Genomic DNA, 15489 nt, shown 5'->3' with positions numbered 1-15489 from the left:
ATTATCTCTCTCCTTTCATAAACCGATATGATGTATACAATAATGCCGTACACGGCACGAAAGCCATGATGGCCAACGCCGGAATGATATGGCGGGTATCCGCATGTTCTACTCCGATATAGAATTGTTTCACCAGATAATAGGCCACAAGTGCATAAATAAATTGGTAGAATAAATTAGGTTCCATGGCGATCATGGCAATCATGAAATAAGCCGCAATTCCACCCAAGAGCCAAGGCATCATGGAAATAAGTACCGCCCAACTTTCCTCGAAAGGGAAATAGCTGTTATTCAAATAAAAGAATGTCCCAAACACCACTCCATACGACAAGATTAACAAAAGAAATCCATAACAAAGCATCGTGTACAAAGCCATCGTGTTACGCAAAGGGAGATGAAGTGTCAACTTGATTCGTTTATCCAACACTTCCGGTACATATTGCGACAAACCGATACAAACCCCGATTAATAAAGGGACATATTTGATCAGAGCATTATAATAGTTTGCCTGAGGCATTCCGTAGAAAACACTCATCAAATAATTGAACGAACCTTTCATTCGCACGTTGTTATCCACATCCAAAAATATATAGACAACAATTGCCAGACCAACGAGAGAGACAAAAAAAGCTGCCCACCGGGTCTTTAACCATTCCTTATAAAAAAGGTGTAATATCATATTTTTAATATTTTCCAGTTAAACCAATAAATGCATCTTCCAACGTCATCTCTACGGATGCAAAATTTCGATACGCCAATCCTTTCGTTTCTAACATTGCTTTTACTTCACTTTCTGAAGCATAAGTGTAAATTTCATAGTGATTTTTTATACGATCAGCCTCAACAATCAGAGGGTCTGACTTAAAATCCAGATCATCCCTGTCTAGATCAAAAGTAAACTGATGGAATTTTTCCATAAATTCGGATGCCGATCCCCTCATCAATACCCGATTATAATCCATAATCAAGACATCATCAATCAGACGTTCCATATCTTGAATAATATGAGAAGTCAGAAATACGGTTTTATTCCCGGATTTTGCATACTCTCGCATATGATCAACAAATAAACGACGGTAACCGGGGTCCAGTCCCAACGAGAAGTCATCTAAAATCAACAGATCAGGGTCCTGTGCCAGAATCAACCCCAATGCCACTTGAGCCCGCTGTCCACAAGACATACTCGATACTTTTTGCGAGGGTAATATTTTCATCCGGTTCATCAGTTCGAAATAAGCATCCCGATTCCAATTTTTGTAAAAACCGGAATAAAACTTCTCGATCTGATAGATATTCATAAACGAATACTGAATATGCCCTTCTATCAAATATCCCAAACGACGTTTGGTTTCCGGGCTCAGATTCTGTGTACTCTCACCATAGATCAAACATTCTCCGGAACGAGGTTGAAGAAAACCATTCAAAATATTGATCGTGGTCGTTTTACCACACCCATTTTTCCCCAACAATCCCATGATATGCCCTTTCTTCACCGAAAAATTCAAGTTCTCATAGATCAATCGGGAACCATAGTAATGAGTCAGGTTTTTACACTCAATCACATTCTCTTCCATAATTCATTTTTTTAAACATATATAATTTTTACATACAAAACGTCTATTTCCAAACAATAGAATACCCATAAGAAAAAGATTAGAGGTGGACAGGCTACCTCCGATAGCCTTGTCCCTCTTAATTTATTTCCAAAACACAATAAATTTCAATCACTCGAATAACTTAATTCGACAAATAAGGCAGGTACATCAATACCTTACCCGGTATGGAGTTCTCGCTCGATGCGAATTCTTCCACAACCGTTGTACGAGGGTTGATAATGTACATTGATCCTGTCTGAGTTGTTGAATTATAAGTAAATACTGCCGTGTATAACTCATTACTTTCATCATCTCCGAAAAGAGAAGCATTCGGTGTTGGTACAACCGAAACAATATCATCCGGGAAACTCTTGACAATAGTGGGAGTTTCCAACCCTTCATAACTATACCGCCACAAATCTTTACCCTTGGCAATGTAAGCATAGTTCCAACCAACAGGCAGAACCGTGGTGAACCAAATAGCGTTATCCGTCATTCCACCTGCCCATTGGGTCACATCTTTTTCCGATAGGTAAGAAATAACATCTGTTGCTCTTGCAAATTGTTGATATTCGTAAATATACATCTTATATTCATTGCCTTTTTTGCCCACAAGGAAGAATTTCAATTTGGTATTCGATTGTCCTGTCGGCTCATGGTATAACCCAACCATTTTATCCAATCTCACGACCTCTCCATTGCTATCGAACAAAGGCTGACGACTATATCCTTTATTGGCATTGTAGAAATAATAATAGATACTGCCATCCGTTAAGCGTTGTAAGGTCACGGGAGCATTACGATTATACGGCAAAGCCCCAATTACTTGCTCCACTCCCGTCTCTTCACCCGGAGAATTCGGATTGATTAACTGATAGGGATAATCACTATTCATGGTAGAAAGGAATAATTCGTTTCCGATCAATATTTCCTGCATATGGTTGAAATAAGCATTTTTAGCCTTTACAACAGCCGTCGGTTTCTCCGTGAAAGTAAGACTTTGAACAGAACCCATTACCTGACCAAACGGGTAGGTTTGTCCATCCGCAGCCTGAATCATCGTGCCATATCCATCCGGATCTTGCGTGTAAATACTTAATTGTCTTGTATCAAACGTTGCCCCGACAAACGGGCCTTTGATTACTTTATCCGAATTATAACGTTTAAACATTTCGGTGAAAACCGTTGTAAATTGTTGCGGAGCTGCCCGGTTACTTCCTTTAATAGATCCCCATTCAAGGGTTCCATCGGCCTTCTCGTAAATCATCACTCCAATCAACGGAATCGCCGTCGGGACAATCTTGACCTTTACCATGTAAGCACCATTATTGGAAGTAGCATAATGTTTCCAGCTTTCCCCGGTCACTTTATTACGAATAGCCAACCAGAAATAAGCCTCACCACTCAAGAATTCGATATTCCCAAAAGCAACTTCCCAAGAAAGTTTCAGACTGGTTCCGATAGTGTCACCCCCCATAACCCATGCATACTCGAAATCATTAGGATTCGTCCCCTCCTTAAAGGTGATTTTAGGATCTATCTCTAAAAGTTCTCCCTCGGACAAAGAGATACGTCCGTAAGAACTTCCCGGAATTTCTACTCCGGTCACGGAATCGATACCCGTCCACTCGGAATAGTTATAACTCCCCTTATCCTCGTAACATCCCGTAATGATCAGCATCAAAACAAAGGACATACATATAAAATCTTTTATCACTTTCATAGACCTGTTTTTTTTCAATATTCTATCGTTCCTTTAAATACCACTAACTCGCCATTGTCATACGTCGGGTTATTCTCAAACCATTCGTAAGTTTTCTTCGCATAGGCGTAGAGTATTGCCTTATTAGGAGCTTTCCAGTTTTCTTCCAATATACCATTCAGTTCAATGAACTTTTCCGCTTTCACGGACGAATAGGTTCCACCATAGGTATCTAAAGAATTTGTTCGCCAGAGAGTGGGCTGACTACTTAATCCCACTCCAGATACGTTTACAATCATATATTGATAAAAATCTAAACCACGTACAAAGTTTTCATTAGGAACCAACTCTATATATATCCTTCCTTCAACCGCATCATCTTTTATTGCCTGTACATTGATTTTCACCACGGTTGAATCTATATATCTTCCGGCTCGGAATAATTGTGTTGTTTCCAAGGTATAATGAGTATTCTCCTTGATACCAAATGTTTCTTCCGGATTCACCCGTAATTTATATTCACGATCTTGATCTGACACCGATCCTGCCACACGAATAGGAATATAAAAATCAGCCACTTCATTTCCTCCACTGAACACGGAAGAAAATTGAAGGCTATCATATTTGTAGGTCGTGGAAAGATACTGGTATTTAGGGAAATTCAAACTATTTTGCTCTTCCTTAAAAATCATGATCTCATCTCTACTACATGCATTTATGCAGACACCGAGTAACAAACAAAAAATCAATAGTTTTATAGTCTCCATCATTTCTCGTTTTTAAGTTAATACGTTCTTCCTCCATCAAACTCCGTCGTCGGAATATCAGGAGTATATTTTTCAACCGACATGGTAACAACACCACTTGTAGCATACCCCTTTTCAATTTCCGGTACATTACGTCGTTTATACGCATAGAACACCTGCCCATCTCCGATCATTTCACGTCGATATTCTTTCAATATTTCCGAGATAATCGCCTCTTTATCATCACTCGTGAATATTCCTCCGTTACGAGATTGTTGCAAGATGTTCAACAAACGAATCGCCTCTCCGGTAGAAACAGATTCCGCAGCACCTTCTGCCGCAATTAGGTACATTTCTCCTAATTTCAACATAGAAACAATAGGCCGCGGGAAAAGAGCCAAATCTTTCTTTAATGTAGGGCGTTCATATTTTGCCAAATACATACTTGAACCAGAACCTTTTTTCCATGCCGTAATCCGGATGTCACCCGTGGAAGAATAGAATTTCGGGTAACGGGTTGATTGTAACCGGAAACGTTCATAATAAGAATTCCCTGTCGTGTGGTCCTCTTCGATATAATCCCCTAACTCATCGACAAGCAAGCCAAAGATATTTTCCATTGGACAACTCCGATTCACGTAATTATTACCGGAATCCGTACTCCCCAAGTCCGCATTTGTCAAGAATCGAATACCTAGACCTTCTGCCGCACCAATAACCTCCATAGCTGCATCATAGGCAGCTTTATACTCTCCTTTAAAAAGATAAACCCGCGCTTGCAATGCTCTTACTGCATAGTAGTTCATCTTATATTTGCGTTCACTCTTTAAAATGGTTGCATTATAAGTTTTCCCGGAAGAAATTGGGTCGGTATCTTTCAATAACTTTTCCGCACGCTCCAAGTCCCCAACCAAATAACTCAATATTTCATCAGATGATGATGAAGGGGTAAATTCCATTCCAAAATCCGTTTTGTACGGGATTCGTTTCTGAGTTTTTCCTTCCTCCGTCAAATAAGGAGGCTGGAACAGACGCAACATATCAAAATGGATATAAGCTCGCAAAGCAAGAGCCTCTCCCAACACGACATCTCTCGCTCCTTCCTCAAAAATCGAAGGATCTTGCTTCTCCAAATTAGAAATCAATTCATTGGCATTTGCAATTGCATTATAGGACGCTTTCCACATTCCCGTTATTGCATCCTCCACTTGATTAAAACGGGTTGTCCGTTCATAATAATAAGTTGCCAGACCATTAAACCATCCCTGATCATAATAAGGTTCAATAAATGAGGCCTGATACATAGACAATGTCTGCCCCATGATTTCAACCGAGCTAACCGTCATATGTTTTCCATAGGCGCTTTTATCTGCCATTTTCACGTATATACCGGCTAATGCAGAATAATAACCGTCTTCATTATCAAAAATCCCCTCTTCCGTCATTTGAGACTTCGGAAGTACATCCAACCAATCTCCACAGGAACTAAACAGAAGAAGTCCGAACGTTATACTTAGTAAAACACATATTCTTTTCATACGCTTTCTCTTTTAAAAATTAGCTTGTAATGAAAAATAGAAGGTACGGGCAAACGGGTAAGACAATCCACGTTCTTGCTTAATTGTTGAAACATAGAACAGATCATTTGTTGAAAGCGTGAACTTTAACAACGAAATGCCAAGCGACTGTAAATCATTTGCATTTAATGTATAACTCAATCTCGCTGACGTCATGGACAAGAAATCATCTTTTTGAACGAAACGAGACGTGGGTTTCAATTGACTCGTATTTCCATACCCGCGATACTTCGCAACATCTCCCGGTTTTGTCCAACGCTGAGTTAAAGCCCGGCGATCTGCGTTTTGAGCAAAATTACCTCCTTCAATCTTTTCGTATAAAGTCTTGTTGTAACGATCCGCCCCGAAAGAATATTGGAAATTAGCCCCGAAACTCCAGCGCTTATAGTCAACATTAAGACCAAAATACCCTTTCAAGGTCGGTTCCGTGTTCCCAACGACAACTTGATCTGCAGCATTCCATTGGAATGTCTGAACACCATCTGCCGTAACAAAAATCTCCTGCCCTGTTCCCGGATCAATTCCCATTGAACGCACGGCAAAGATCGAATTCAGAGATTGCCCTTCCTCAAATAAGAAAATTCGTTCCAATTGAGTGTACCCCGCATAATTCAAATGGGCTGTCTGATTTTCTTTAATCACTTCATTATAATCTCTTAAAGCATCAGAAATATTTAATAACTTATTCTTGTTATGAGCGCCATTCACAAAAGCATTGACAATCCAACCATTCTTCTTGATCGGAGTTATACTCAAGCTAAACTCATACCCTTGGTTACGAACTTTACCCATATTCGCTTTATAAGTAGAGAAACCGGTAGAAGGTAAAATCGCAATATCCGTCAAATTGTTCTTTGTTATATTTGAGTAGTAATTGAAATCCAAGTTCACTAAACCTTGTAATAAACTAAATTCCAATCCAATGTTACGATTTAAAGTAGTTTGCCATTTCAATTCCGGGTTTGCAATCGACATAATCTCAGCTCCCATTACTCCATCATACATTTTCAAGAAATTATAAAGCGTCATGATCTGACTCAACTGGAAATTTTGATTCCCCACGGTACCAATATTTGCTCGAACAGCCAAGTTTTCAAACCAACCATGAGTCTTCATAAATTTCTCATTATAAATATTCCAACGAACTCCGGCTGACCAAAAAGGTGCTGAACGTTGTTTACTTGCAAAATTAGATGAACCGTCTATACGTCCCGTCAAGTCTATCAAATAACGATTATCCCATGAATAATTGAAGTTCGCAAACATTCCAGCTGAACGAGAAATAGAACTACTTCCTGAAGGTCCTGTATAGGAATCAAATTGCACGGCGTAAGAAGGGTATCCTAGAGGGTCATCCAAGAAACCAACGGTCTTGTATACATCACTCTCAGAATTCGTCTCTTTCAGTTCTCCCCCCACGATTCCTTGTACCAAATGTCTCCCGAATGACTTGGTATATGAAACATTTATGCTACCATAATAATCAAACTGGGATGAATTTGTCATCGTATAAGTTCCCCGTTTGTAGATATTCTCCAAATTATACCCGTCATTCGTTTCCTCCCCGTCTGTCACGGAGGTATAGTCAAAGAAATCCGCTGAAAGAGGAGAACGATACACTTCAGCTTTATCCTGTACATTACTAATCGAGAAAGTACTTCTTACTCGTAATCCTTCTATGACTTCCCAGTTTAGGCCCAGATTGTAAGTCAGATTTGTTGTCTCCCCTCTACTGAAACTATTCAGATATTTCGCCTCATAAAGCGGATTCAATTGGGCTGAAAAAGTACTTCCCGTAAAATCCGGGGCAGGCAGTCCCTCGTAGGCTGGAATATTCTCGTAAGAAAGTCTAGGGAAGTATTTCCCATTCTCATCTTTCATCCGATAGATAGGTAACAAATTTGAATACGTTGAGAAACTTCCATAAGGAGAGTCTGTATTCTTCACTAAAGCAACTTGTATGTCACTTGTTATTTGCACATGAAGATCATTGTACAATAACTTCAAGCCGGCCCCATAACGATCTCGCTTTGAGCCTTTCATAACACCGTTACTCGGAGCTGCCGACAAATTTACTTGATAGCGCATACTTCTCCGGTCTTTCTCACCAAACCGCACGCCACCTTCCAACATCAAAGAATGGGAATGTTGAACAGATGTCTGAAGTGGCTGAGACAACCAATAGGAATCCACACCATTCTCGACTTCTTTAGATAGCAAGGTGTACAAGTTTTGACGCCCCGGATTTCCCCCAACTAAATCTTCATAAATATTCGTAGAGGTATTATCTCCTTTATTTCCATTATTGAAAAGCTGGGCTTTTTCAAAATACTCCAATAATTCAGACGCATTCATTAAATTATAAGAAGTCAAGTCAGGCACCTGAATACTTCCGTTGAAGGTGTAAGAAAAACGTAATTTTCCACCTTCCGGAACTTTCGTTTCAATCACAATGACACCATTAGCAGCACGGGAACCATAGATAGATGCTGCCGCTGCATCTTTCAAAATCGTCACGGATTGTACCCGATTCATATCCAAGTCAAATACTTGCTGAACGGTAATCTGAAAACCATCCATAATAAAAATCGGCAAAGAAGTATAAGTCTGTAAATTCCCCTGTGAAATGTCAGGCATACTATTCTGGCCCCGAATCTCTATTTTGTCCGGAACTCTATTAGGGTCAGATCCAAACATTCCTTCGTCATCCAAAACGGCAAAAGACGGGTCAAATACTTTCAGAGCGGCAAATAGATTTGTCGGATTAACCTTACGTAAATCATCTCCTTTCACTTGTACGGCTGTTCCCGTAAAACTATTTTTTGCTTTCGGAACATACCCTGTTACGATAACCTCATCCATCTCTGTCGCTTCCTCCACCATCGTAACATCTATCTTTACTCGTTTTTTTATTGCTACAGTTTGTGTTTTCATTCCGATAAAAGAGAAAACCAATTCTCCATCCAAAGAAGGAACTAAAATCCGGTAGAAACCTTTTTCGTCAGTAGCCCGCCCTAGCGTAGGCGTACTCTTGTAAATCACAGTTACTCCCGGTATTGGCATACCCTTCTTATCTTTTACAAAACCTGTAATTTCTAAAAGTTCCGGCTGAGCTTTAGCCGTAACCGGTTTTAAATTGGATACAACGATTGTTTTATTTACAAGCTTGTAAGTCATATCCAAAGGGGTAAGTAATGTGTGCAATGCACTATCCAGCGATACATCCGTCACCCGTATTGACACTTTTTGTTTGGCATCCACCAATTCATTATTATAAAATACTTTATATCCGACTTGTTGCTGAATCATCATAAACACAGATTCCAATTCCACATTTTGTACATTCAGATTCACCTTTGTCGTCTGGGCATAACTTCGGGTTACCATTGTCCCTTGCAAAAAGAGGAACAAGCATACACCCAAAATAACTTTCAGGATATATCCCTCTCTATTCCTGATCTTGATCAAATTATCTAATTTTTCCTTCATCATCTTATTCCATTTACAATTCCATAAATAGAGTTAATTCGCAGGAATCGGCCACACATACTTAGCCTTTGTCATCTCTATATTCCGACCATCATAAGACGGAATAGAGGATAAATTCCAACGTTTATAGCAATAGAACAACTGCCCTTCTCCCAAAAATTCCCGTATATACTGTCTTTCAATCTCTTCCATAAGTTCCGTGGCTGTTGAAGTTTCCACGATAGAAGTCTTGGAGAAACGCTTATCCACAAACGTACTCAAGTAAGCATACGCCCCGGAGAGGTCATTCAATTTTAAAGCTGCCTCCGCACCTATTAAATAAATCTCTCCTAACTTGATATAGGGAATCTGTTGCGGAGCCCCACTAAACACGGCAATACTTAAACTATCATATTTAGGAAGTAAGTTTTGTAAAGTATTATTCATTGACCTGAAACGAATATCATCAGGAGCTTCCTGTTTCCATTCCCCAACCTGCACAATAGGAGATAAAACGACCCCTTTGTCTCGGAATAAGGTGTATCCTAATGCTTGTAATCCCCCTTTCGGAGAAGGTAACCCCAACAAATGTTCTCTAGAAAATGCCAAATCAGTCCCGGCAGAAGTTGCAAAAGAAAAATATCCGCCTTCAAGGATTTCATCCACACAAGCCCGGGCATCAAGGTATCCGGCTTCCGTCCCTAACGCTAATGCAATACGTGCTTTTAATCCTAAAGCTGCATAATAATTCATTTTCCACACCCGATTAGAAGGCGCCATTCCGAACAACCCATCTGAATTCAAAGATTCACCAGTATAAATAGGATCATATTTTTTCAGAATTGCAATCGCCTCTGTCAATTGAGCTAACATTTTCGTACACAATTCTTGCGTAGACAATTGTTGCAGTTCATCCCCCGTACTCTCTTTCCAATATATGCCTTTAAAAGAAGACTCAGAGGTATATGCCGGATGGAACAAACGGACCAAATCATAATGCATTGCCACCCGCAACACTTTTAATTCTGCCAACATGACTTCTCTTGCTCCTTTTATAAAAATCACATCTTGATTCTTATCGAATAACCGGAGCAAATTATTGCATGAATAGATCGCATGGTACATGGATGCCCAAACCTGCTCTATTTTTTCTTTCATGATCTGAGAATCGTAATCAAATTCTGCAATCGGTTTCAATTCTGAATCAGGCACAAGAGTTTGTCCCATAAACTCTATTCCCCCTAAACCTAAATTTGAACCAAACAACTCAGATGAACGTAATTCCGTGTAAATCCCATTCAGTGCATTACGAAATGCAGATTCACTACTGAACAAAGCGTCCTCATCTATGTATTCCTCTTTCGGGGCGACATCAAACCAATTGTTACATGAACTTAGCGCCAATACCGCCACTACCATATATAGTAATTTCTTCATAATTATTTCTTTTTAAAAGGTAGCTTGAAGTGACAACGTGAAACTGCGGGCAAAAGGATAAATCAACCCTCTAGGCATTTTAACCGATGAATAATGGAATAAGTCATTACAACTTAATCCAAGATGCAAATCCTGCATATATAATTTATTTGCCAGATTTTTATCAAATTGATAATCCACCCGTAAAGATGCTAAAGAAATCATATTCCTTGATTCAACAAAACGAGATGTTGGTAACGTCATGGAATTATCAAAGCCTAAATATTCGGTCTGATCCCCGGTCTTTTGCCATTTATCCATCATATCAACCGGTCCGTTTTGTCCAATAGAGGCCTCATCCACGTATCTCACCGCCGTTATATTGTATATCTTAGATCCGAAAGAATAACGGAACATACAATTAAAACTCCAATTTTTCAGACTTCCCAATAAACCAAAACTACCTACCAACTTAGGAGTCGGATCTCCTTGATAGACCAAGTTCGTTGCCTCCCATTGATTCGTTTCGGTTCCATTCTGTGTAATGAAGATTTCTTTACCTGTTTGTGCATCAATTCCCTTTGAATCTACGGCATAAATTGCATTGACCGCTTTCCCTTCCTTTAGCTGAAGAGTTGATGTTTGATTACTTTCATTCCACTCAGCCATAAAATCATTCGGGCAAGTTTCCAGTTTATTTTTATTGAATGTTCCATTCCATAAAAGGCCTAAAGACAACCCGTTTACATCTTTCAAGATGTCTGCATTTAGCCCAAACTCTAACCCGCTATTCCGAATTTCTCCCCCATTATTCCATTTCCAAGCGGAGCCATTTACAACATTATCCTTTATCCGGGTAACAACATCCTTACTCAACGTATTGTAATAACGTACGTTTGCTGATAAGTGGTCGAACAGAGTAAACCGGATTCCAACGTAGAAGTTATGATCACTTCTCCATTTCAATTTTTTATTATAATCATTGATCGGATTCAATGTCACTAAACCCAGTTTATTGGAGCTACTTGTCGCATTCAAATAAGGATTATCAATATCATAAGCATACATTGGATTCACTTGATCGTAATCGAACTGAAATCCCGGAGTCATACCAATACCTGCCGACAATACAAGTTGATTTAGAACATTGCTCTCTTGCAGGAATTTCTCGTTACGAACATTCCAATATCCCCCCACGGACCAAGCCATTGTAACTCGTTTTTTAGGAGCTAAACGAGATGACTTGTCCGCCCGTAGGCTAACATCCACCCCATAACGCTGATCAAAATTATAGCTACCACTTAAATATCCGCTAAAAAGACGATCAAATGCCTCCCGGCCTCCCGGTCTTGTATTAAACGCATAAGTCTTTGCAAAAGAAATATAGTCCATATGATCACTAGGCAAACCAACACCTATATAATTATCACTATAATCTTTTTCCGCATACCCGTGAATCCCTAATGACACGTTCAAATGGTGACGATCAAACTGATTCGAATAATTTAAAACCAAATCTTCTTCATAAATTGTGGTATTTTCCCGACGAATTTTATATTGACCGGCTAGCTCGGCACTATCTAAAGGTAGATCACTAAAATATTCCGATTTAAAAGAAATATACTGATCGAACTTATTAAAATCTTTGGTAAAAGTGAAATTACCAGATAACTCCAGATGTTCCATAATCTGCCAAGTCATATTCAAGGTATTCATTACCCTTGTAGCTCTCGATTTTGAAAAACTGGATAAAGAGGCCTCATAATACGGGGATACTTGTTCACTAAAAGTTCCCTCTCCCATAACAGATGCGGAGTGTTGTCCCCCACTTCCCTTACGATAATATGGATTAATCAACATATAATCCTGAAATACACCATAAGGAGACTCTTTTCCATAAATCACATCTATACGTAACTCATCAGAAACATATAACTTACTATTTCGATAATCTAAACGGGTTCCGATAGCATAATGATCTCGCTTAGAGCCTTTCATGACACCTTTATTACCCGGTGTTGCCAAGAAATAGGCCCGATACAAGATTGAACTGTCCCCTCCTTCTATTTCAAGTTGATGTTTATGCCGGAATGGTGTTTGTAGAGGTACTTTCAACCAATTCGTGTTACCATTTTTCAGCCGCTCTTGATAAAGAGCATCATTCCCATCATACATACCCATACTTTTCTCTAATGCCAGTTTCTGAGAAGCATTCATTATATCGTAACTACTCAGATCTGCAACATCAATTCCTCCATCAAAACGATAATACAAGCGAAGACTTCCTGCTTGCATTTTTTTAGTTGTAATTGCGATTACACCATTCCCGGCTCGGACACCATAAATAGCTGTTCCGGTTGCATCTTTGAGAACGGTTACACGTTCCACCCGATTTATATCGAAATCAGCCAAGCGATCCATCGATATTTCATAGCCATCAACAATAATCAATGGTAACACTCCTCCCTCTTTTCCCAAAATTGTTTTTACACCTCGAAAAGTAATTTCAGACGGTACGTAATTAGGCTCAGAGCCATACCACTCCTCAGCCCTATCTATTATCATAGAGGGTTCCACTACCTGCAAAGCTTTCAAGAGATTAGTCGGATGAAAACGTTTCAATTGATTCCCACTGAAACTATTTCCAAGGATTGCCTTCTCATCACGAGTTTGTACATTTTTCTTTATTCCGGTCTGTGCTGCCACCAATACAGAACTTCCAACCAGAATCATGACCCCGAAAATAGCTCGCCAAACAAAAATGTTATTTCGACTTTTTCCAGGATACTTTCTTTTTTTCCCTCGCAAAAGTTTAATCATAAGTTAATGAATTAATTGATTTAAGTATAAATAGTTATCATGCTTCTTTCCGGATAATTACTTTACCATTTTTAATGTCTAAAACGAAAGGAATACCTGTCGAGCGAATAATTTCAAGCACTCGATCAAGATTATCAAAACGTTTAAACTCTCCGGAGAAATGGTATTTATCCAAAAGCATATCAGGCACCTCATATTCAAAATCATACCATCGAGATAGTTGTTGCATAACCTCCCTCAATGTCGAATATCTAAAAATAAAATAACCATCTTTCCAAGCCGTATAAATCCGGGGATCAACATGGCGTAAAGAGATACTCTTATTGTTCGGGTTATAAACACTCTGTCTACCATTTTCTTGTAGAACTTGCCCTATATCCGGACGATTAACCACACCCACATTTACTTTCCCTTCAATTAACGTGGTGTAGATCATCGGAGCCCCTAAATAAGCATTAACATTAAACTCTGTCCCTAACACATTCACCTCATGCTCGCCGGAAATAATCTTAAAAGGACGTTGCTCGTTTTTAGCAATTTTAAAATAAGCCTCCCCTTGAAGATATACAACACGTTCCTTTGCTATATCATGCACAAAATATTGCAATGTAGATTCTGCATTTAACCAGATTTCACTGCCATCAGCCAATACCAGATGAAATTCTCCGCCCTTAGGAACAACAATTTTATTGTATTTTTCTTCTTTTTCGATCTGATCTTTTGAATAAGTGATCATTTTCTTTCCAACTTCTATACCTCTTGTTCCTTCAATATCTAATGTGTCTGCATTCAAGGCAATCTGTCTATCATCATCAAGATATAAAACAGGAACTCCACGTCCCGGTAATATATTGGCAATCGCTTGATGGACCTCCACATTTTCCTTTACAATATCATCCTGTTGAAACAAATAAACGGTAGCACTCAACAAAACGGTCACAGCTGCCGCAGCACCCCAGACCAACTTCCGCATCTTAGAGTGCATGCTCTTCTGTTGAGCCAATTTCCGGACTTTTGCCCGTTTCCAGGCTCCCGCTATATCAAAACTTTTATAATACAATGTTTTTTCCTGGATATAATCCGGGTCTGATAATTTTTCTAACACCTCCTCTTTACCAGATGCGGTTTCATCCCAATCAGAAATTCTCCGTTTATCTGTTTCAGTCGCATTATCAGACAGTTTTCTTCCAACACTCTCTCCTAATTTAATTACATCAACAATCTTTTTCATCATCTTATTTCTCCTTTTCAATGCCTACAACACTCGTAAGAAAAAACAAGACGACACCTTTCTTTAAAAAAACGACATTTTTTTAAAGAATTATTTACACAGAAGTAATTATCAATGGATTACAAACGGATCAAATATGAAATATTCTAAAAATCACCACGACATTACGCTACCATGGCTGTAACAAGAGAAGCAAGATTCGTAATTCATTCAGACGTCCCCGAAGATATTGATAAGCTCGTGCCTTGTGTGTCCTGACCGTATTTACCGAGATTCCCAACTTTTCTGCAATCTCATCATTAGAATATCCTTCTAATGCCAACAACATCACTTGTCGACCGACTTCAGACAATTTTAAAATTTCTTCATACACCATTCGAGATGCTTCCTCTTGAATAACAGCATCCACATAATAAGTTGTACTTTCAAGTTCCCCTTGAGCCTTTTGGACAGAATCTGCATATTTAGAGGCAATTCTCCGATGGCGGATATGATTCAAGCATTTATGACGTATTGTTTTATAAAAAAACGCTTTTACATAGTAGATGTTTTCAAAGGACTCTTTCTGCTCCCAAAAAGTAACAAAAGTATCCTGTACAATATCCTCACAAGCATCATCTCGCCCTAAAAAATCTTGAGCAAAAGCAACAAACAAAGCAAAGGTATCATCAAAGAAATTCTTCAGAACCTTTTGATCTCCTTGTTGCAATTTTTCAAACAAGACTTTTTCCGTGAGCCGATTCATCATTCTCTAAAATGTAAAAGTATATATATAAATCACTAATAATCAATAAATCACGCTATTATTTCCACCACTACAAATATATAGTAAAATTCACCAATATCCAAAGATTTAAATTTCTCGACTTAATATCAATTACATAATTCTAAAAAACTTCAATTATTTATCTTACATTTATGGAATTTCTGTTCT

General features: G+C 38.8%; 10 protein-coding genes. All 10 read right to left on the bottom strand.

The window, feature by feature from the left end; genetic code table 11:
• Position 1: 1 nt before the first annotated feature.
• Positions 2 to 679, bottom strand: coding sequence for a hypothetical protein (locus QVC79_RS06390; RefSeq protein WP_270594196.1), 678 nt, complete (start codon positions 677 to 679; stop codon positions 2 to 4).
• Between the two features lie 4 nt (positions 680 to 683).
• Positions 684 to 1574 carry an ABC transporter ATP-binding protein gene (locus tag QVC79_RS06385; protein ID WP_270594197.1) on the bottom strand — a complete coding sequence of 297 codons (891 nt, stop codon included), beginning with the start codon at positions 1572 to 1574 and terminating at the stop codon, positions 684 to 686.
• Between the two features lie 163 nt (positions 1575 to 1737).
• Complete coding sequence (locus tag QVC79_RS06380) at positions 1738 to 3318, bottom strand: PKD-like family lipoprotein (protein WP_270594198.1); 1581 nt, start codon at positions 3316 to 3318, stop codon at positions 1738 to 1740.
• 14 nt (positions 3319 to 3332) lie between these two features.
• Positions 3333 to 4067 carry a DUF4843 domain-containing protein gene (locus tag QVC79_RS06375; protein ID WP_287642455.1) on the bottom strand — a complete coding sequence of 245 codons (735 nt, stop codon included), beginning with the start codon at positions 4065 to 4067 and terminating at the stop codon, positions 3333 to 3335.
• 14 nt (positions 4068 to 4081) lie between these two features.
• Complete coding sequence (locus QVC79_RS06370) at positions 4082 to 5581, bottom strand: RagB/SusD family nutrient uptake outer membrane protein (RefSeq protein ID WP_270594200.1); 1500 nt, start codon at positions 5579 to 5581, stop codon at positions 4082 to 4084.
• 12 nt (positions 5582 to 5593) lie between these two features.
• On the bottom strand, positions 5594 to 9112 hold the full coding sequence (locus QVC79_RS06365) for a SusC/RagA family TonB-linked outer membrane protein (RefSeq protein ID WP_287642454.1): 3519 nt from the start codon (positions 9110 to 9112) through the stop codon (positions 5594 to 5596).
• A 30-nt stretch (positions 9113 to 9142) separates the two neighbouring features.
• A complete protein-coding gene (locus QVC79_RS06360; protein ID WP_270594202.1) occupies positions 9143 to 10525 on the bottom strand; it encodes a RagB/SusD family nutrient uptake outer membrane protein in 1383 nt (460 codons plus the stop codon).
• A gap of 12 nt (positions 10526 to 10537) precedes the next feature.
• Positions 10538 to 13324 carry a TonB-dependent receptor plug domain-containing protein gene (locus tag QVC79_RS06355; protein ID WP_270594203.1) on the bottom strand — a complete coding sequence of 929 codons (2787 nt, stop codon included), beginning with the start codon at positions 13322 to 13324 and terminating at the stop codon, positions 10538 to 10540.
• Between the two features lie 37 nt (positions 13325 to 13361).
• A complete protein-coding gene (locus tag QVC79_RS06350; RefSeq protein WP_270594204.1) occupies positions 13362 to 14558 on the bottom strand; it encodes a FecR family protein in 1197 nt (398 codons plus the stop codon).
• Between the two features lie 166 nt (positions 14559 to 14724).
• Positions 14725 to 15303, bottom strand: a complete 579-nt coding sequence (locus QVC79_RS06345; RefSeq protein WP_270594206.1) for an RNA polymerase sigma factor — start codon at positions 15301 to 15303, stop codon at positions 14725 to 14727.
• Between the last annotated feature and the right edge of the window lie 186 nt (positions 15304 to 15489).

It is taken from the genome of Butyricimonas sp. (genome assembly GCF_019423355.1).
Lineage (GTDB): Bacteria > Bacteroidota > Bacteroidia > Bacteroidales > Marinifilaceae > Butyricimonas > Butyricimonas faecihominis.
The sequence above is the reverse complement of the archived record's forward strand: the minus strand, read 5'-3'. Positions and strand labels throughout refer to the sequence as shown.